The organism is Leptospira kirschneri serovar Cynopteri str. 3522 CT (assembly GCF_000243695.2).
In the GTDB taxonomy this organism is placed as follows: Bacteria; Spirochaetota; Leptospiria; order Leptospirales; family Leptospiraceae; genus Leptospira; species Leptospira kirschneri.
The window spans coordinates 1-18,660 of record NZ_AHMN02000022.1 but is presented as its reverse complement, the minus strand read 5'-3'; the positions used below and the strand labels follow the sequence as shown (position 1 = coordinate 18,660).

Sequence of the window (18,660 nt, the reverse complement as noted above, 5' to 3'; positions counted from 1 at the left end):
TAGACGTTTCTAAGGAGACAAAATCTATAGGAACTCCTATAGATTTAACGTGAGTTCAGCATAAGGAAACAAGAAAGAATTTTTAAAAGTAGTAGTTCCTACAATTTTAAAATTTATTCGTAAAATCGTGATTTGTGAGAGTTCCCACATTTCAGAAAAATGAATCATGGATTTCTCCACGAACTCACATGTTTTATTGAGGATTCAAAGATGATTGTTCTAAAATTTTGTGATTATAAAAAGCAGCAGTTCCCACATTTTCATGTTTCATAGTAAAAATTTTTTTCTTCGTATTGAATTTACGCTGAAGGAATTTCTGTATAGAATAGTTTTTCCATTTTTGTAATGATTACAAACTGCGATTTTATGCAAAAATCTAATTAGACGACGATTTTTTTTGGATTTTATCTAGATTCCTTTTAACTTCCACAAACAAATTCTATACTTTAAATTAGTATATTAAGATTACTTAAACTTCCAACGCCTTTTTATACTCCTCAATTAAAAGCTCTGGATCTTCAGTCCCAACGGAAATTCGGATTAAATTCGGATCGAGCCCGTTTTCTTTTAAAAATTTTCTTCCTTCATCTTGAATTACTAAATCGTAATGAGCTAGATAAACATAAAGCATGTTGAGAGTGAATTCGGTGCCAAAACTTGGTCCTTTTAATAAAGTAAGTCGATCATAAAATTTTTCTAATGGAGTTGAAAGTTCAATCGATAAAACTCCAGAATGTATATTTGGAAGTCTGGTAATTTTTTGGAAATTTTTAAAGGAATCTGCAGACCCTGTCCAAAAAACTTTTTTAATACCGGGTTGTTTTGAAAAAAAATCTGCAAGTTTTTTAACATTCTCACTGATTTTAAAAACCCTTTTTTCATAATCTTTGATTTCATAAGCTAGTCTTTCACAGTCTCTGAAATATGGTTTTTCAATCCATTCTTTGCATAGCGGAAGAATTTCGGAGAACCAACTTGAATTTTTATTCAATACCACGGCCCCCATCATAAGGTCGCCGTTTCCACAGGCGAATTTGGTCAGGCTTTCCACGACTACATCTACATAAGGAAGAATGTTAATTATTGCCGATCCCGCCACGGAAATATCCACGACCAAAGGAATTTTATAATGATCCACAATAGATTTGAGTTTTTCGTAATCCGGAACCAAAAGAAGTGGATTGGTGGGACATTCCGTTATAATTCCAGCGACTTGTTCTGAATTTTGTTTTAAAAATCTTTCCAATTCTTCCAGATCGGTAGCGTTGTGGATTACATAAGAATCTTTTGTATATTTTTCTAATATTCTAATATTATCAACATATAACCAACCCAAACGAACCCAAATGGTTTTTCCTTTTTTCCGCTGAATCTGGCTCAAAGATTCGAAAGCAGAATAGACACCGTTCATTCCGGAAACGGAAAGAAGTATCTCAGGATTTAGATCTCCGTAAAAAGAAGATAGAGTAGAAAGAATTTTATCGACCGGATTTTCTTTTTCAACTTTCTCCCTAAAAATTTCTTGTAGAATTCCTTTTTTTAAAAGAAAATCTTCCGCCATTCTAGAAGAAGCAAGACATCCAGTGTGTTGAATGAAAGAAAGGATTTCTTTTTCTAAATCTTTTAAATCTGAAATGACTAAGGTTGTAATTCCTTCGTCTTCAATAATTTCAAAGTTTTGAATGGAGAATTTTTGTACGATCCAGTTTGCAGCTTTTTTGGAAGAAACGATAAACTGAGGTGTGTTGATTTTTTTTGTATCTCTGTTGTAGTCTAAAATTCTGGCTATATAAGAATGTGCGACAAACCTAGGATAACCGGACTTCAATCTAGAAAGAGTTTCTGTTCTTTTTTCTTCGTAACCAATTACGTCTGACAGTTGTGGAAGACTTACGGAAACCGCGTGGATGTTCTCAAATGGAATTCTTTCTCCGCAAAGTGTTCTGTGTGGTTCATTGATTTCTTTTAACATTTTATGGATTCCAGTAATCATTCATTGTGAATTTTTTATATGCAAACTTATTAAAATTCTAATGTGTTTGAGTTTCGGAGATTTTTCGAGCCCTATCTTCTTCTGTTAAGGCTCCGATCAATTCGTCCAAGTCTCCTTCCATAATCGCAGAAAGGTTATGACTCGTAAAACCGATTCTATGATCCGTACATCTACCTTGAGGAAAATTATAAGTTCTTACTCTTTCAGAACGATCTCCGCTTCCAATCATTTGTTTTTTGATCGCATCTGAAGCTTGTTTTTTATCTTCGGCTTGTTTTTCTAGAATTCGAGCGCTTAAAATCCTCAATGCCTTCGCCTTATTTTTATGCTGAGATTTTTCGTCCTGACATGCGACTACAACTCCAGTGGGAATATGAGTAATTCGAACCGCAGAGTCTGTAGTGTTTACGTGCTGACCTCCCGCGCCCGAGGAGCGATATACATCAATTCTAAGATCACTTTCACTAATTTGAATTTCTTCTTCGTTTGCTTCAGGAAGAACCGCAACCGTCACGGCGCTTGTGTGAATTCTTCCTCCTGATTCAGTACTTGGAATTCTTTGAACTCGATGTGTTCCGCCCTCGAATTTAAAAAGATCGTAGGCGCGATCGTCTTCCAAAGCAAAAATAATTTCTTTTAGACCGCCGATTCCGGTTGGAGAAGAATCTATAATCTCGGTTTTGATTTTTTGTTTGTCCGCAAATTTAGAATACATTCTAAATAAATCTGCGACAAATAATCCTGCTTCTTCTCCGCCGGTCCCGGCTCTGATTTCCACGAGAATGTTTTTTCCCGAATTTGGATCTGGAGGTAAAAGTAAAATTTCGAATTCTTTTTCCAGAGTTTCCAACTTTACGTTTGCTTCTTTAATTTCTTCTTTAAGCATAGAATGCATTTCTTCATCTTTTTCGGATTGAATCAATTCTTCTGCGTCTTTTCTATCCTTATAGATTTTGAGATACTCTTCTACTTTGAGATAAAGAGGAGTGAGTCTCGATCTTTCCTTATAAAGATTTTTCAGCGAAGAAGGATCTTTTGCTTGATTTAACTCTTCGCTGATTCGAAGGTATTTTTCTTGTATTTTTTCAAGTCTATCTATCATTGAATGAACTCGACCTTTCCTTTATAAATCAACGCACTCTATGGAAAACCATATTTCCTTCGCAGAAGTTTTTTCTGAAAAATTCCTATCCTTATTGACCGATCTTAGAGGATATCGAAGTCCATTTGGCAAAACCGTAGGAAATCCCTCCGAACTCATTCAAGAATGTATTCAAAAAACTTCGATTCGAGCTGGTGCAATCGGGCTTGGGCTTTCTATTTCTAAAAGACATCTCGGTTATTTGACTTTATTACCGGAAATGATCTTATTCTATAGAATTCAAGGTCATCTCGTAAAAGATATTGCTGCTCTTTACGGAAAAGAATCTCAAGTATCTCCCGAGATTATGAGTTATTGTATTTTTCCGGATAAAAATCACGCTTTGATTCGTTCTATCGTGAGAGACGTTGGTACCAGAGTACTCGTTAGACCGGCTACTTTAGAAATTTTTCGTTCAATCGGATTTCATTTGGGATGGAAATTGTTTCAAAGAAGTGGAAATTCTTCTTCAAAGTTTTATTGGTTACCATATATCGGCGCTGTTTTAAACGGAGGAATTTCTTTTCTAGATACAAAAACTACTGGTCGAAGAGCTAGTGAACTTTTTCAAAAGGAATTGGAATTTACGGGTCGATTTGAAGAATAGACTTAGAAAAAATTTTTTATTGTCCCGGAAATTTGTATAATAACGTAACGCGTTATCATACAAAATAAAAAAAGTTTCTGAGTTGGACTATCAGTATATTATGAAGTTTAAAACTATCTTGAAAAATAAAATCGAACCTTGTTTTCTTGCAATTTTTTTTGGAACCTATTTGTTCTTTTATGAAAAGATAAAAAACAGCAATATTTTGTTTTTTCTTAAACAGGTCTTTATAAAAAGAAATACGATTCTAGCTTTATTTGCGATTTCCTTTTTTAATTTTTGTAAAAGTAGTCACGAAACTTTTATCGAAGAAATTCAAGAACTAGTCGAACAGGAAAAATACGAAAAAGCTTCGGAAAGATTGAAGGAAAAACTTCAATTTCCTAAGGATAGAGATGAACTTCTTTCTGCGGAAGCTCCGGATTCCGCTCGGATCATAGAATTTTCAAACGATCGCTTAAAACTTGTTTGGACTGAAGACCAAAAGATTTTCTTTCAGGATCTCGCGGCGGGAGAAAATAATTCCAGGAGTTTGGATCAGATTCCTTCTAATCTTTCCCTTTCTCAAAATGCGAATTATGCTTTGGTTGAATACACGATGCAGGCTTCCGGTGGTTGTAGATACGTAGCTATTTCTTTAAAAGATTCTAGTCTTTCTTATGAAGCAGGTGCTCAGGTCTCTTGTAAAAGTCGAGGATCTATTTTACCTGATGGATCAAAAATTTATTACTTCGTTGATGATAATCTTTACGAAGAAAAAACGGTCGAGCCTAGAAAACCAATTCTTGTTTTGCAAAAAGAAAAAATCGTATCACCTTTTCCTAATTTAAAAACACGTTTTTTAATGTATCCTTCGGGAAATTCTTTTTTAATTTTTTCAGGAAATGCGGGTGCTTATAATTTATATTGGTTTCATCCTTTCCAAAAAACGGCGGAAAAGATAGATAAGGATATTCTCAGTCCAATTCTATATTATGGAAATGGGGAAAGCGCTTATTACATCGGTGGAGAAATTGGTAAACTACATCTAAGAAGAATCAATTTTTCTTCCAAAACCAAACCGGTAATCACAAAACTTTTTACCGTTAGTCGAAAAGAAATCAATCCTTGGAAGTTATCTAAAAAAAATGAGTTCTTGTCCGGTTATTCTGGAAAGGTACATCTTTGGGGGCCTGCAAAAAAAAGTCAAAATCTTCCGATTTTATGTGAACGTGTTCTTTTAACGGGAGATGATCGAATCGTTTGCGAAGCGGAACCGGGACAGTTATTTCTTAGCAAATTGGATTTTCAGCCCGAGGATTGGAGTATCTGGAAACTCTACGAAGAAGTAAGAAATAAATAACATAAGTTCAGTAACGCGAAAGGGATCGATGTGAGACGCTTTAGTTTTCAAAAATGTAGGAACTCAAATTGAATGTTTGCGAATTTTCTAATAGTTATCCAGCACCAATTTTTCGTAATCCTTAAGTTTTGCAATAAGTTCAAAAATCAATGTGAAGGCTGTTTTATTTAAAATTTTAGTAAATTAGAAATATTAGATTTTAGTAAATTTATAATTCTTTTATATAAAAATATTTTAAATTATAGAAACAAGTTTAAAATTAGAGGTTCTCTGCTGTTTACTCCCGGAGTTGAAGAACCATATCTAGTTTTGATATAACTTCCTCCTCCGTAAGTTTTATCCAAAAAAGAACCCGAAGGAATGACTCGAATCGTCGATTCTAAATTGGATTTTATAGCCCATTCTTTTAGATCCGTTTCGGAGGGATTTTCGCCTAACGCGATTACTCTTGAAACAAAGGTTTTTTTCACTTTTTCCTGAAATTCAGGGTTTTTAAATTCATCCAGATAAAAAATTCCGAATCTTGCAAAAGGAAGTTGATAAGTTGTTAGTGATTTGTCTTCGATTCCATTAGGCTCCATTTCTACTTTTTGGAAAGTGGCTAAGTTTTTCTTCCAGGTTGCCGTAGGAGTTCTAGTTAATACATTTTCTTTAAAAGAGATTTGTTTGTTTGGATCAAAAATATAAACTACTTCCTGCCAAATTTTGAGATCAAGATTTTCAGGATTTGAATTTTCAATCGGAGTTAAAATCGAACCCGGTAAAATATAGACACCGTAGGTCCTGGATAAATTGGAAAAAATTCTTAAATATGTAGAACTAGGGTTCGATTTTTGTTCCGTGTTCAATCCAAATATAGATTTAAAAAGAATTTCTAATTTAATAAAATGGAATGCTTCTTCAAGGTTTGCTTTTTTAAAAGCTTCTTGGCGGGAATTTAAAAAATACAAAAAACTTCCAGTATGAGACGGAAAAACGACTAAAGTATTCTTTTTTAAAAGTCCATTTTGTTTAGCTTGTTTTAGAGGGGCCTCCACAGATTTAAGAAATCTTTCTTCGGAAGAAAAATTTTCCAATCTCCATTCTGGCTGAATTACGACTACGTTTCCTGCGTTTCTATCGTAGCCATTTGTTAAAATTTGATATTCTTTACGAGGAAGAGTGTTGTATTGTTCCGATGAAATTTGTTTTCCTGAAAAGATATAAGCGATTCCTAAAAAGATAGGAATTAAGATGAATGAGGCAACTACGTTTTTCCAAAATAGAATCATATTCTTTTTTTCTAATGCACTAAAGAAGCGTATTCCTTGAGATATAGATTTACTGCGTCGAGCATATATTCGGTAAATAAGGGACTCGGTTCGTAGGTTTGAACTTTTTCCCATGTGATATAATCGTGTTCATCGGAGAGAATAATGTTCCCTCCTAGATAATCCGCGTGATAAGCGATAATGATACAAGGAAAATTTCCTTCGTTGACTCTGTGTTTGTGAATGAACAATGGTTTTGGAGAAACTCTAATTTGTACTTGCGAACCTAATTCTTCTTCGATCTCGCGTTGCATGCTAAGACTCCAGTCTTCAAAGAATTCATCCTCATTCATTCTTCCGCCGGGAAGATCTCCTAAACCGGATTTGCGATCTCTGAGAATTAAAAGTTCGTCTCCTTTTCTTAGGAAAAGTTTTTGGGTAATCTGAAAAAAGCCGTGTTTGCTCATTCATTCTCCGGTTTTCCTACAAGGGCTAATATTTTTTCCTTGTTGACAATCATTTTTATCTTGGTTCTTTATTTTAGGAATTTGATCGTGAAGTATAATCGACTCATATTGCTCAGAATTATATAACAGAATCTCCAATACTTTGTGTTACTCAGAACTATATAACAAAGTATTCATATTTTGCTTTAAAACAGGTTTTTGCAATAAAAATTTACGGTATTCAATTTTATAAGATTAGTAGTAATACTAACACAAGTTTGGCGTAAGAAGTAAACTTTTATAAAGAGGTTGGCGGGCTAAACATATAGGAATCTAGATTTGGCTGTGAAATTTTCAATGTTTCTTTTAATATGAGAGTTGTTAAAAAATTTTATAGTTCAAATTAACGCGAAAGGGATCGATGCGGGGTTAATAAATTGTAATTAAAAACGAAATTCTGTATTACGTTTCTTTCATGCAATTTATTAACCAGAGCTGAGAGCCCGGTCCGGCTGCCTAATGGCAAGCCGGATTCGCCCTTATTTTTTGCTGAATTTATATTATTGAAGTGTAAACTACTGGATAGGTTTTTTATTATGTAGTTCTGAATAATATGAGGTTTATTTCTGTTTTTACTCGGATCTATAAATTAAGTATTGATCGAATATTCAAAGTTGTTTAACTATCGATTTGAAAATTATCAAATCAACAGTTAAACTCTAAGATCGATTTGAATAGAAAAATGCGAGAATTAAAGTTAAAATAATAAATATTAAATTAAGTATAAAACCAGAATGAAGTTGTTTTCTTTCCGTCGGTTTTAAAAAATAAGCTGCAAAAATTACGGAAATAAAACCGCCTAAATGTGCCCAACGTGCCACTCCGTCTTCCGTAAATACATTGGTAATGTCCGAATAAACCATAATCCAAGCGATTAAAAAAACCGGAAATGGAATGTTCCTTTGATTAAAACGAAGTGAAAAAGGGGAGAGTAGCGCGGCTACTGCTGCGATTCCGGAGATCGCGCCGGATGCACCTACAACCGGAGTGGAATCATGCAAAATTACTCCTCGGATGAAAGAATCCAATAAAGAAGAGATCAAAGCCGCCATAAAGAAAAACAAAAGCCATCTTCCTTTTCCGGCTTTGTATTCTACTGCTCTTCCAAGGAAAAAAAGATAAAACATATTTCCAAATAAATGTATTAGACTTCCGTGATAGAATACAGCTCCGATCCAAGAAAAAGGTTGGATTTGCCCCGGATGATTTAAAAAATACTGTCGAATCAAATGTTCAGGAAGGAAAACATTCACGATAAAAAAAGTTACTACCATTAAAAAAACGAAAAAAGTAGTTAAAGGAAATTCAAAAAGAAGAATTCGAATCAAAGCGTTTTTGTCCTCTCGAGAAATGACGAATTAGATATGATTTTAAAATGATTTTTAACTCGATAATCATTCTATTTTAAAATTCCCTATCCTTTATTCCCGAATCCAGTAATGTAGAATCGCGTCCGTAATTTCCACGATTATTCTAGAGATAATTTTATTTTCGGTCGGATCCAGATTAAATTGAGAGGAATCATGGAAACGTTTTCTGATATTTTTAAATTATTTTCCCAATCGATTGCAATTAACTCAGGATTTTGTTTCATTAAAAACCAATCGGTTTGATTCCGTTGGATGAATTTTTTATAGAATCTATAAAGAGTTTGTCCAAAAGCTTCCATAAAATTCTAAAAGAACCAAAATTTTTAAAGAAACCTATAGCTTTGGAACGGTCTCAAAAATTGAACATTATAAATTCTTTTTAAAAAATCCTATTTCAATGCAAAATGCTGGATATTTTATGATGGACTTGTCCCAAAACCGTCCAATGTAGGAACTACTACGAAAATTTAACGACATTAGAGAACTGCTTGAAAGTTCGCAAATTGCCAAATGCGACTTGTCAAACGACCCATGGGGAGTGAGACGCTTTAGTTACTTCGAGCGACCATAGAAACGATGCATTGAGTTTCATAAAAATGTAGGAACTACTGCATACTGCATTTGATTAAAAATTTTTAAGGAATTATCGCGTAAAATTCTTTGAGGTTTTGAAACAAACTCTGATATCAGTTCTGAGTAATTGTTTTCAAGTTTTACTCCAAGAGTTATTTGAAATTCATATTAAAATTTGAAAATAATAACCTATAACTCATTTCAAAATTTTAATGATTTTTGTATGAGTTCCTACGCTTATTGCAAAAATATATAAAAATAGTACTATGAGTTTATTTTATTCAGACTATCTAATAAAGCATTGAGAGTTTTTATTACAAGGATCCGTTCGAATCTCAAACATCAGAAATTTGTTATATAATTTTATCAGTAAAGGTTAAAATGTAGTATCTCACTTAAAAAAGTTATAAATTTTAAAATACCACAATGAATAGCTTCTACATCTTCGTAAAATCCACGATTCACTTTTATGCGCTTTCGTAATAAAACCTTAGAAAAGATTCTACTCTCAGATTAAATACTTAATATTTTACATTAAAATAATGTTCTGCGATAAAATTAACGGTACTCAATTTTATAGAAATTAGTAACTTATAGACAATAAGATATTTTTTAAATTTTAAACCAACCACTTGGATTTAGCTCAGAATTATAAGTGATTTATTATATAGCTTTGGTGAAACTTCGGCTTTATAAAATGAGATTTTCAATTCATAATAAAATAGAGTTTTTGAAAAATTAATTCTCCATATGTTTTAGTTGTATTGAAATGGATAATGGAAGTAATTTTGCATTATGGAATTTTTCAACAATTCTAATATTAAAATTTCAATATTTTTTTAATTTTTTAGAAAAATAAAAATTTTTTAAAGAAATTTTACTAAATCCTAAACTATTTAAAATCCGTTTCTTCCATTTCAAGAACTGTACTAGCAGAGAAAAAATCGCTTGAATCTCAATCAAGTAAAGGAGTAAATTATGCTGCTGGACTTAATCCATAAAATTCCGAATCAAATGGAAGAGATATTGGGTCCTGAAGGAAGGGATCAATTTTTGGCTTTTTTAGAAGAAGCATTGACTGCCTCAAAGAATGCGACTCTTGAAATTAGTTTCCAACAGTATGAAGCTTTTTTAAAGTCCGAGATCTCGCAGGTAGATTTTGTAATAAGACAGGTAAAAACGACTCTATCGGGAGAAATTGAAAAGCTTCGTTATGAAGTGGCTATTAAAATTGTGAACCTTCAAGGAGAAATTTTAGATCTTCGTGCCGAAATGAAAATAAATTTCAGTGAAGTAAATTCTAAAATTCTAAAGCTTCAATTTGAATTCGAAATGGAAACGGCTAAAATTAGAAAGGAACTTGGAGATTTTTATTCTGATTTAGAAACCGAAATTGCTAATCTTAGAGCAGAGTTAAAAACCGAAATTGCTAATCTTAGAGCAGAATTAAAAACCGAAATCGCTAATCTTAGAACAGAGTTAAAAACCGAAATTGCAGAACTTAGAGCAGAATTAAAAATTGAAATTGCAGACCTTAGAACAGAGTTAAAAACTGAAATTGCAGACCTTAAAACAGAGTTAAAAACTGAAATTGCAGAACTTAGAGCAGAAACAAAAACCGATTTTTTAGAATTACAAAAGTCCATTGTAGATATTCACAAAACTATCTCTGTTCAAACTCGTTGGATTTTAGCTGGCATGTTGGGAGTTGCAACGCTTTCTGCTACTATTGGAAAAATAATAAATTAATGATTTTATTTTTGCCGAAGAAGGGACTCGAACCCCCACAACCTTGCGGTCGCTGGCACCTGAAGCCAGTGCGTCTACCAATTCCGCCACTTCGGCGATTTATAGTGAGAAATTGCTCCTACAATTTCGATAGGTTTGGCTTTTCCGTCATCCATTATTTTGGAATTCATTGACAGACAAGTTGATCGGATTCTATGATCCAGTTAGAATGAAAGCAGAAAGAAAAACTTCCGAAACCGAGATCAAATTGGAAATGAATCTTCGAGGAACTGGTCAATATCAATTCGATACAGAGATTCCTTTTTTCGAACATATGCTTTCACATATTTCCAAACATGGATTGATCGACTTGGATCTTTGGTTAAGAGGAGATATTGAAATCGATTGTCATCATTCTGTGGAAGATACTGCGATTTTAATGGGAACTACAATTCATAAACAGTTAGGTGATAAGACTGGAATTTTTAGATACGGACATTTTACTCTTACTATGGACGAAGTTCTTACTACCGTAGCCGTGGATTTAGGTGGTAGATATTTTTTTAAATATACCGGACCTGAACTAACGGGTAAATTCGGAATTTATGATGCGGAACTTTCTTTAGAATTTTTACAAAAGCTTGCTCTCAACGCAAAGATGAATCTACACGTAGTTGTTCATTACGGAGATAACAAACACCATATTCACGAATCTATTTTTAAAGCTTTAGGTAAAGCTCTCAGAATGGCGATTGCACAAGACTCTGCGTCCGCAGGCGCAATTCCTTCCACTAAAGGTGTTTTAGAATGATCGCCATTCTAGATTACGGAATGGGAAATATTCATTCTTGTTTAAAAGCCGTATCTATTTATACTAAGGATTTTGTTTTTACAAAGGATCATTCAACGATTGAAAATTCAAAAGCTCTAATATTACCGGGTGACGGACATTTTGATAAAGCGATGGAGAACTTGAATTCGACCGGACTTCGAGAAACGATTGATAAACACGTAACTTCTGGAAAACCTCTTTTCGGAATTTGTATTGGTTTTCAAATTCTTTTTGAATCTTCAGAAGAGATTGCTCAAGGTTCAAAAAAAGAACAAATCGAAGGTCTGGGATATATCAAAGGTAAGATCAAAAAATTTCACGGAAAAGATTTTAAAGTTCCGCATATCGGTTGGAATCGCCTTCAAATTCGTAGAAAAGATAAAAGTGTTCTTCTAAAAGGAATTGGAGATCAATCTTTCTTTTATTTTATTCATTCCTATAGACCTACCGACGCCGAAGGAAATGCAATCACCGGGCTTTGTGATTATTACCAGGAAAAATTTCCAGCCGTCGTAGAAAAAAATAATATTTTCGGAACACAATTCCATCCCGAAAAATCACATACTCATGGACTTAAACTTTTGGAGAATTTTATTCGTTTCGTATGATTGTAATTCCTGCTATAGATCTATTTGATAATTGTGCGGTTCGTTTATTTAAGGGAAACTACGAAGAAAAAAAAATCTATTCTTCCGAACCTTGGAAACTTGCAGAAAGTTTTGCTAAGAATGGGGCTACTTTGCTTCATCTTGTAGATTTGAACGGCGCTAGAAATCAGCTCGGTATCAATGAACGTTCTATTTTGAAAATCCGAGAGACTACTTCCCTCAAAGTGCAGTTAGGTGGTGGAATTCGTGATAAAGAAAAACTGTCATATTACGATAAAATAGGAATCAATCGTTTTATTCTTGGAACCGCCGCCGTTACAAATCCGGATCTTTTGAAATACGCACTCGATAACTACGGAAAAGAAAGAGTTGTGGTCGCAGTTGATGCAAGAGACGGGATTGTAAAAATTGCAGGTTGGGAAGAAGATTCTGGTATTCATTACAGAGATTTATTAGAACGGCTTGTAAAAGCAGGAATTGAACATATTGTTTTTACGGATATTGCTCAAGACGGAACACTCGCAGGTCCGAACCTGGAAGCATATAGAGAAATATTAAATTCTTATCCGTTTCAAGTGATTGCTTCCGGTGGAATTGCATCTCTCAAGGATTTGATGGATCTTTCTTCTCTCAAAACTAAAATTCCTCTCTACGGAGTGATCACTGGAAAAGCTTTATACGAAGGGAAGTTGGATCTCGCTGAAGCGATTTCTTCTATTTAAGGAAACAAAAAATAGAATTGGATTTTTCTTTCCATCTGAAAAGGAACCATACATAAAGGTAAATCTATCTTACAAGATCTGGGATATTCATGAATCAATTTTCTAAAAATAAAATATCGATCATACTTTCCGTGTTAGGGCTGATTTTTTCTTTTTTACTCATCCAAAAATATTACGGCGATCCTAGCTCAATAGGAGAAACAATTTGCAACACACTGAGCGAATCCGGTTCTTGCGATAAGGTTTCCGAAAGCGCTTATTCTGCAATTCGAAACGTCCCTGGTTTAGGAGATATTCCGATTGCTTTGTTTGGTTTTCTATTTTATGGTTTTGTAGGTTTTCTTTTTGTATTGTCGGAAATCAAAAAAGAATCTGCAGAAGCAAATCTTAGATTAGCGTTTTATGTTTTAATTCTCGGCCTTACTGCTGACTTAGGATTATTTTTACTTTCCGTTGGAGTAATTAAAGCGTTATGCGGTCTTTGTGTTGCAACGTATGTGGTGACGATTCTACTTCTCGCCGTAAATTTTTCCGCATTTAAATCTCTTTCGGATAAATCGGTTGGAGCCGTTTTAAACTCTTTAAACGGAAATTTTTTCAATTTTATTATCGTTATACTTTCCTTTTTTGTTCTCGGTCTTTACGGAGGAAAAATTTCTACGAATGGAGCAAGACTTGTATCCGGAACTGCCAATGGAGAAAAGTCTATTTCGGAACAATTGAAAGAATTTGGAACAACTCCAGCGGTTTCCATCGATTTGAAAGACGTTCCAGTTGTAGGCGATCCAAATGCACCGATTACAATTGTAAAATACGCAGACTTTAATTGTGGTCATTGTATGCATACGAGTAAGATTTTAAAATCTTTCTTAAGCGAGTATAATGGAATTATTAAAGTCGCTTATAAAAATTTTCCTTTAGATGGAAATTGTAATCGTCTTGTAGGAAGAAAGGCTCCCGAAGCGAGTTCTTGTGTGGCTGCGAGCGCGGCGCTTTGTGCCAATGAGCAGAAAAAGTTTTATCCGGTTTATACCGGTCTTTACGATGATAACGAAGCCGGAGTGATGCACACTGCGGTAACCGTTACTCGTCTCGCTGAAAAAAACGGTCTGAATATGGATCAGTTTAGATCTTGTATGAGTTCTATAAAAATTAGAAATCAGATCAATCGTGAAGTAGACGAGGCCGAAAAACTGAAAATCAATTCGACTCCTACCTTGTTCATTAACAACAAACCTCTTCCAAAAAGTGGAACGCCTAACGTTGATTTTTTGCATCAACTGATTCGGCAACTTATCAATTAGAGTTGATCTTTTATTTTAGAAAGTATGGAGAACGAAAAACGATTCTGCAGGAATTGCGGTACGCATATCTTAGCGGAATCTATCCAATGTTTATTTTGCGGATCTTTTCAATCTTCAAACTCAACATCTTTTTTTCGTTATATTGCCGAAAGTAAATTTTTGAGAACTAAAATTCTCTATCCGATCTTACCTATTTTGAGTCTGCTTCTACTCGTGGTTCATATTTTGACTCGTTTCGAAAAAATTCCGTTTTTGGTATCGATTTTATTCTTTGTGTGGACTTTCGTATTTTCTATCTCTGGTTGGATCGGAGAATTGATCTTAGATCTGAAATTTCGAGGAGATGTAAAGGATTTTAAGGAAGGATTTATAGAATGGCAAAAACGTCTTTATGATCGTTCCCCTTATTTTTCCTATTTCGGAATGATTTTATTTGTTGCCGTTCCTTTGATCCGATGGCAAAACTCTCTTTGGTTTTCTTTGTCTTCCGCAGGAATCTGGACTTTGTTGATTTCCTTTATTTTTTTGGTCATCCTTCCTTTAGTTTAGAAAATTATTTATTACTAAAGTAATAAATAAAGTGAATAGACATAAAAAAAACCGGGCGAATCCCGCCAATAGTCTGTAAAAAAAGATTCAATGAAACAGGCGGGACCGGGCTCTCAGCTTCAGTCAAGTTATTGTATGCTATAGTTATACATTCAATTTCTTTAATTTCAATAACTTGACTCCGCATCGATCCCTTTCGCGTTAATTCAAGTTAAATAATAATTTAGAATTGTTGTTTGAGTAATGTGTTTTTATTCGGAAAAAGTAAAAATTTGAGTTTTGGTGTTTTTCGATTTTATAAAGGTTTCTAAAAATAGAACTTTCATATTCTCGGACTTTGCGAATTCTGTTTTTACTATGTCAAAATTTTCTGTTTTTAAAAAGATTCTATTTGGAATTTTAATCTTATTTTCCTTAACGTTTACTCTGATTTTACATACGATTTTTTTTAAACCTATTACACTTGGGTTATTCTATGAAAAAATTTTTTGGGAATCAATTTTAGAAGATCCGGAATATTTAACTTCTCTTGGAATTCTGAATCGTTTTGGAATTGGAAGTTATCAAAAAAAACTTACCGATATATCGATCGAAAAACAAGAACAAGACTTAGAAAAAACAAAAAAGAATCTGGAAATTCTTTTATCTTATGGAAAAGAAGATTTATCAGGACAAGAACTACTTTCTTTTGAAATTCTAGAATGGTCTCTTCGTTTAAAAATTTCCGGTGAAAGATTTTTATTTCACGATTATCCAGCAAATCAACTATTTGGAGTTCAAAATCAGCTCCCTACTTTTTTAGCTACACAACATCCTGTCACATCTTCTCAAGATGTAGAAGATTACATCGCAAGATTGGAAGCTGTTCCCAAAAAGATAGATCAACTTATAGAAGGAATTTTATTTAGGGATAAAAATGGTATTCTACCACCCAATTTTATTTTAGATCGATTGATCTCGGAGGTCAATGGGTTTGTAACGGTTCCGGCAAAGGAAAATCTTCTTTATACGACATTTGAAAAGAAAATAAAAAAGATCGATTCGGTTTCCTTGGATTTTCAGAATCGTTCTTTAGAACGAGTCAAACAATCGATTGAATCGAAAGTATATCCTGCATATTCAAAATTACTAATTCTTTTTTTAGAACAAAAAGGACACGCAGATTCGAGGGCTGGAGTTTGGAAACTTCCGGACGGAGATCTTTATTATATTCACGAATTAAAAAAACATACTACGACCGAATTGACTCCGGAAGAAATTCATAATATAGGATTATCCGAAGTTTCTAGAATTCAAAACGAAATGAAAATAATTTTGAAAAAGATCGGAAAAAATAAGCCTATTCCAATTGCTATGTCTGAACTTAGAAAGGATTCTAAATTTTTATTTCCTGACAACGAAGAAGGTAAACTTCAGGCTTTAGAAGAATATAATAAAATTCTAAAACACTCTGAAGAAAAAACGAAACCTTTGTTTTTCAGAATGCCGAAAAGTAGGGTTGAAGTAGAAAGAATTCCAGTCTTTAAAGAGAAAACCGCACCGGGAGCGTATTACGACGAACCAGCGTTAGACGGTTCTCGACCAGGTGTTTTTTATGCAAATCTTCGAGATACAAAGGAAATTCCTAAATTTGGTATGAAAACATTGACGTATCACGAAACAATTCCTGGACATCATTTACAGATTGCAATCATGCAGGAATTAAAAAACCTTCCTCGTTTTAGAAATACAATTACGTTTACAGCTTATGTAGAAGGTTGGGCCTTATATGCGGAACGACTTGCAAAAGACTACGATTTTTTTCAAGATCCATATTCGGATTTAGGAAGACTTCAAGCGGAATTGTTCCGTGCGGTTAGACTCGTAGTCGATACAGGTCTACACTATAAAAGGTGGAGTAGGGAACACGCGATCTCTTATATGATACAAAATACTGGAATGGCTCCAAAAGACGTAACCGCAGAAATAGAAAGATATATAGTTTATCCTGGCCAGGCTTGTTCTTATAAACTCGGAATGTTGAAAATTTTAGAACTCAGAGAGAAAGTAAAGACTCGTAAAAAGGAAACTTTTGATATTCGAGAATTTCATTCAGTGGTTTTGGACAATGGTTCTCTACCACTGAGTATTTTAGAAAAACTTATACAAGATGAATTGTTAAACAACCAGGAAAAAAAATAAATTGGAACTTCTATAAGATCATTTGTTGTGATGTTAGTCGTCAAACAATGATTTTATCTGATAATTCTAATCAAGAATTTTTAGATTTTATAGAGTTCTTAAACAAATTCGGTTATTATCTTTTGGTAAGTTCTGATACTATTCAAATGTATAAAATTAATATTATGTTTAGTTTAAAAGTTAGAATGCGGAATTTTCTTCAAAAAAGCTGACAATTTCAAATTAGACGCAGTTTTTGAAAACTTCTGGATCTTTACAAAATCGACCGTTAATTTTTAATTCTATTTTCATACTTACGAATAGTAAAATACGAACATTAAGTCCTGATGGTTATACTTTATTAAAATAGTTTATTGATTTTGAATGTTCTTTCATGATTAATGAACTACATGTCTTATTTTTTAAAATGTTTTGAAAGTAACTTTAAGTTTTATGAAATAACGGAGTATGATTCAGAGTTTTATCTTTTCCCGCAATGTAGGATTGTTCGATAGCTGCATGTAAATATTCTTTTGCATGATCAATTGCATCGATTAAGTTTTCTCCTCGAGCTAGATAAGAGGCAATTGCGGAAGAATATGTACATCCTGTGCCGTGCGGATAAAACCCGTTTACAAACGGTTTTTCAAATTTAGAAATTTTTTTACCGTCGTACAAAACGTCTATAGCAATTTTTTCGTTTTGTAAGTGACCTCCTTTTAAAAGAGTTGGAACTTTAAATTTTTCGAATATTTCTTTTGCAAGATCAGGCATCTCCGCACTTGTGTGTATTTTTTTTCCGGAAAGAATTTCAGCTTCGTCTAGGTTGGGTGTGATTAAGTTTCCAATCGGGATTAACTTTGTTAACAAAACGTCAATTGCCGAATCCTGCAAAAGTTTTGCGCCGCTTGTCGCTACCATGACTGGATCGATTACTAAGAAAAAATTTTTTTCCTCTTTCTTTCTCTTTGAAAGAAGAAAACTCGTTTTTTCGATAATGGATATAGAAAATAACATTCCGGTTTTAATTGCTTTTACTGGAAAGTAATCTAGAACCGCCAAGATTTGTTTTTCTAAAAAGTTTGTATCTACTTCTAAAATTCCAGTAACACCCGAAGGATTTTGAGAAGTCAGACAAGTAATTGCGGAAGTTCCGAAAGTACCCAGAGCTGTAAACGTTTTTAAATCTGCTTGAATTCCGGCTCCTCCTCCAGAGTCCGAACCTGCGATTGTCAATGTGACCGGCTTGATGTTTTCATATTCCATTCAATTTCTCTAATATATTTTTTAAATAAATTTATTAATTATTAAGTACTAATATAAAACTTAAAAAACGAATTTAAAATCTTAAAACAACAATCTTATTAGATCTTAGATAAAATGTTCTGAATTTTAAGATAAATCTTTGGTTTCAAATCTAGAATTTTACCTATTTTGCGGGTCATGCTTTTTATCCTTTTGCACGATCATGCTCACTAATTCAGAAGAGTTTGTTGTTTTATGACTATCATCATAAAAAATTCATTTTATAGAAGTTTCTTTAGATATTTTCCTAAAATGGAATAGAAATCAATCAATTCGTCTAAAATCATTTTGCAAATTTTTAACAAAAATAGTTATGAAGTAGTTCCCATAGATTTGTTTCTTTTTATGAGTTCATGTTTTTTTAACCATTTTTTCATACTATAATTTTTGCGGAGTTCTTCATTTTTGAAAATTACTGATCTTTAAAATTGAATGCCGTAAATTCTTATGAACGTGAATTAGACATAAAAAAAAACCGGGCGAATCCCACCAATAGTCTGAAAAAAAGATTCAATGGAACAGGCTCTCAGCTCCAGTCAAGTTATTGTGTACTATAGTTATACATTCAATTTCTTTAATTTCAATAACTTGACTCCACAACGCGACCCTTAGGAAAGCGTTGTGTTGAGTTTCCAACGCGATTCATAGAGAGCCATAACCTTACCCACAA

Annotated in this window: 16 protein-coding genes, 1 tRNA gene and 1 pseudogene; 9 read left to right on the top strand and 9 right to left on the bottom strand. The window is 33.4% G+C overall.

Annotated elements, in window-relative coordinates; translation table 11 throughout:
- Window positions 1-469 precede the first annotated feature (469 nt).
- A complete protein-coding gene (locus tag LEP1GSC049_RS208380; protein ID WP_004768656.1) occupies window positions 470-1,972 on the bottom strand; it encodes an aminotransferase class I/II-fold pyridoxal phosphate-dependent enzyme in 1,503 nt (500 codons plus the stop codon).
- A gap of 58 nt (window positions 1,973-2,030) precedes the next feature.
- Entirely contained in the window at window positions 2,031-3,095 is a 1,065-nt protein-coding gene (gene prfA / locus LEP1GSC049_RS208385) for a peptide chain release factor 1 (protein WP_004756754.1), read from the bottom strand.
- A 40-nt stretch (window positions 3,096-3,135) separates the two neighbouring features.
- Here prfA and LEP1GSC049_RS208390 point away from each other — a divergent pair, with 40 nt between their 5' ends.
- The gene (locus LEP1GSC049_RS208390; RefSeq protein WP_004756749.1) at window positions 3,136-3,741 is read left to right on the top strand and encodes a hypothetical protein; all 606 of its coding nucleotides are present in this window, start codon (window positions 3,136-3,138) and stop codon (window positions 3,739-3,741) included.
- A 100-nt stretch (window positions 3,742-3,841) separates the two neighbouring features.
- Window positions 3,842-5,083: a hypothetical protein gene (locus tag LEP1GSC049_RS208395; protein WP_016561215.1), complete on the top strand. Its 1,242-nt coding sequence runs from the start codon at window positions 3,842-3,844 to the stop codon at window positions 5,081-5,083.
- A 239-nt stretch (window positions 5,084-5,322) separates the two neighbouring features.
- On the opposite strand, the gene LEP1GSC049_RS208400 is transcribed toward LEP1GSC049_RS208395, so the two are convergent.
- The 5 genes and pseudogenes from LEP1GSC049_RS208400 to LEP1GSC049_RS208415 form a co-directional block, all read right to left on the bottom strand.
- A complete protein-coding gene (locus LEP1GSC049_RS208400; protein WP_004756711.1) occupies window positions 5,323-6,354 on the bottom strand; it encodes a carbon-nitrogen hydrolase family protein in 1,032 nt (343 codons plus the stop codon).
- An 11-nt stretch (window positions 6,355-6,365) separates the two neighbouring features.
- Window positions 6,366-6,800, bottom strand: a complete 435-nt coding sequence (locus LEP1GSC049_RS208405; protein ID WP_004754261.1) for an NUDIX hydrolase — start codon at window positions 6,798-6,800, stop codon at window positions 6,366-6,368.
- 698 nt (window positions 6,801-7,498) lie between these two features.
- Window positions 7,499-8,167, bottom strand: a complete 669-nt coding sequence (locus tag LEP1GSC049_RS208410) for a rhomboid family intramembrane serine protease (RefSeq protein ID WP_004756665.1) — start codon at window positions 8,165-8,167, stop codon at window positions 7,499-7,501.
- Window positions 8,145-8,380 (bottom strand): annotated as a pseudogene (locus tag LEP1GSC049_RS2000000228595) (hypothetical protein). The gene LEP1GSC049_RS208410 and the pseudogene LEP1GSC049_RS2000000228595 overlap by 23 nt, the downstream one beginning before the upstream one ends.
- Window positions 8,308-8,508, bottom strand: coding sequence for a hypothetical protein (locus LEP1GSC049_RS208415; RefSeq protein ID WP_004754893.1), 201 nt, complete (start codon window positions 8,506-8,508; stop codon window positions 8,308-8,310). Before LEP1GSC049_RS208415 ends, LEP1GSC049_RS2000000228595 begins: the two are co-directional and overlap by 73 nt.
- 1,252 nt (window positions 8,509-9,760) lie before the next feature.
- Between LEP1GSC049_RS208415 and LEP1GSC049_RS208420 the strand changes: the two genes are divergently transcribed.
- Complete coding sequence (locus LEP1GSC049_RS208420; protein ID WP_016561208.1) at window positions 9,761-10,531, top strand: LA_3696 family protein; 771 nt, start codon at window positions 9,761-9,763, stop codon at window positions 10,529-10,531.
- A 12-nt stretch (window positions 10,532-10,543) separates the two neighbouring features.
- Here the strand turns inward: LEP1GSC049_RS208420 and LEP1GSC049_RS208425 are convergent.
- Window positions 10,544-10,627, bottom strand: a tRNA-Leu gene (locus LEP1GSC049_RS208425).
- A 73-nt stretch (window positions 10,628-10,700) separates the two neighbouring features.
- Between LEP1GSC049_RS208425 and hisB the strand changes: the two genes are divergently transcribed.
- The 6 genes from hisB to LEP1GSC049_RS208450 all read left to right on the top strand — a co-directional run bounded on the left by hisB (window position 10,701) and on the right by LEP1GSC049_RS208450 (window position 16,706).
- Window positions 10,701-11,321: an imidazoleglycerol-phosphate dehydratase HisB gene (hisB, locus tag LEP1GSC049_RS208430; protein WP_004755283.1), complete on the top strand. Its 621-nt coding sequence runs from the start codon at window positions 10,701-10,703 to the stop codon at window positions 11,319-11,321.
- Window positions 11,318-11,950, top strand: coding sequence for an imidazole glycerol phosphate synthase subunit HisH (hisH, locus tag LEP1GSC049_RS208435; protein ID WP_004754987.1), 633 nt, complete (start codon window positions 11,318-11,320; stop codon window positions 11,948-11,950). Before hisB ends, hisH begins: the two co-directional genes overlap by 4 nt.
- Window positions 11,947-12,672: a 1-(5-phosphoribosyl)-5-[(5-phosphoribosylamino)methylideneamino]imidazole-4-carboxamide isomerase gene (hisA, locus tag LEP1GSC049_RS208440; protein WP_004753486.1), complete on the top strand. Its 726-nt coding sequence runs from the start codon at window positions 11,947-11,949 to the stop codon at window positions 12,670-12,672. Before hisH ends, hisA begins: the two co-directional genes overlap by 4 nt.
- A gap of 89 nt (window positions 12,673-12,761) precedes the next feature.
- Window positions 12,762-13,976 carry a vitamin K epoxide reductase/DsbA family protein gene (locus LEP1GSC049_RS208445; RefSeq protein ID WP_004753504.1) on the top strand — a complete coding sequence of 405 codons (1,215 nt, stop codon included), beginning with the start codon at window positions 12,762-12,764 and terminating at the stop codon, window positions 13,974-13,976.
- Between the two features lie 24 nt (window positions 13,977-14,000).
- The gene (locus LEP1GSC049_RS0207520; RefSeq protein WP_016748263.1) at window positions 14,001-14,525 is read left to right on the top strand and encodes a hypothetical protein; all 525 of its coding nucleotides are present in this window, start codon (window positions 14,001-14,003) and stop codon (window positions 14,523-14,525) included.
- A gap of 357 nt (window positions 14,526-14,882) precedes the next feature.
- Entirely contained in the window at window positions 14,883-16,706 is a 1,824-nt protein-coding gene (locus LEP1GSC049_RS208450; protein WP_025186098.1) for a DUF885 domain-containing protein, read from the top strand.
- 423 nt (window positions 16,707-17,129) lie between these two features.
- Here LEP1GSC049_RS208450 and thiD read toward each other — a convergent pair whose 3' ends face one another.
- Window positions 17,130-17,951, bottom strand: coding sequence for a bifunctional hydroxymethylpyrimidine kinase/phosphomethylpyrimidine kinase (gene thiD / locus LEP1GSC049_RS208455; protein ID WP_016561200.1), 822 nt, complete (start codon window positions 17,949-17,951; stop codon window positions 17,130-17,132).
- Window positions 17,952-18,660 lie beyond the last annotated feature (709 nt).

Coding starts and splice junctions, on each gene's coding strand:
- LEP1GSC049_RS208380 (WP_004768656.1), bottom strand. CDS start 1,972: ATGTTAAAAGAAATCAATGAACCACACAGAACACTTTGCGGAGAAAGA.
- prfA (WP_004756754.1), bottom strand. CDS start 3,095: ATGATAGATAGACTTGAAAAAATACAAGAAAAATACCTTCGAATCAGC.
- LEP1GSC049_RS208390 (WP_004756749.1), top strand. CDS start 3,136: ATGGAAAACCATATTTCCTTCGCAGAAGTTTTTTCTGAAAAATTCCTA.
- LEP1GSC049_RS208395 (WP_016561215.1), top strand. CDS start 3,842: ATGAAGTTTAAAACTATCTTGAAAAATAAAATCGAACCTTGTTTTCTT.
- LEP1GSC049_RS208400 (WP_004756711.1), bottom strand. CDS start 6,354: ATGATTCTATTTTGGAAAAACGTAGTTGCCTCATTCATCTTAATTCCT.
- LEP1GSC049_RS208405 (WP_004754261.1), bottom strand. CDS start 6,800: ATGAGCAAACACGGCTTTTTTCAGATTACCCAAAAACTTTTCCTAAGA.
- LEP1GSC049_RS208415 (WP_004754893.1), bottom strand. CDS start 8,508: ATGGAAGCTTTTGGACAAACTCTTTATAGATTCTATAAAAAATTCATC.
- LEP1GSC049_RS208420 (WP_016561208.1), top strand. CDS start 9,761: ATGCTGCTGGACTTAATCCATAAAATTCCGAATCAAATGGAAGAGATA.
- hisH (WP_004754987.1), top strand. CDS start 11,318: ATGATCGCCATTCTAGATTACGGAATGGGAAATATTCATTCTTGTTTA.
- hisA (WP_004753486.1), top strand. CDS start 11,947: ATGATTGTAATTCCTGCTATAGATCTATTTGATAATTGTGCGGTTCGT.
- LEP1GSC049_RS208445 (WP_004753504.1), top strand. CDS start 12,762: ATGAATCAATTTTCTAAAAATAAAATATCGATCATACTTTCCGTGTTA.
- LEP1GSC049_RS0207520 (WP_016748263.1), top strand. CDS start 14,001: ATGGAGAACGAAAAACGATTCTGCAGGAATTGCGGTACGCATATCTTA.
- LEP1GSC049_RS208450 (WP_025186098.1), top strand. CDS start 14,883: ATGTCAAAATTTTCTGTTTTTAAAAAGATTCTATTTGGAATTTTAATC.
- thiD (WP_016561200.1), bottom strand. CDS start 17,951: ATGGAATATGAAAACATCAAGCCGGTCACATTGACAATCGCAGGTTCG.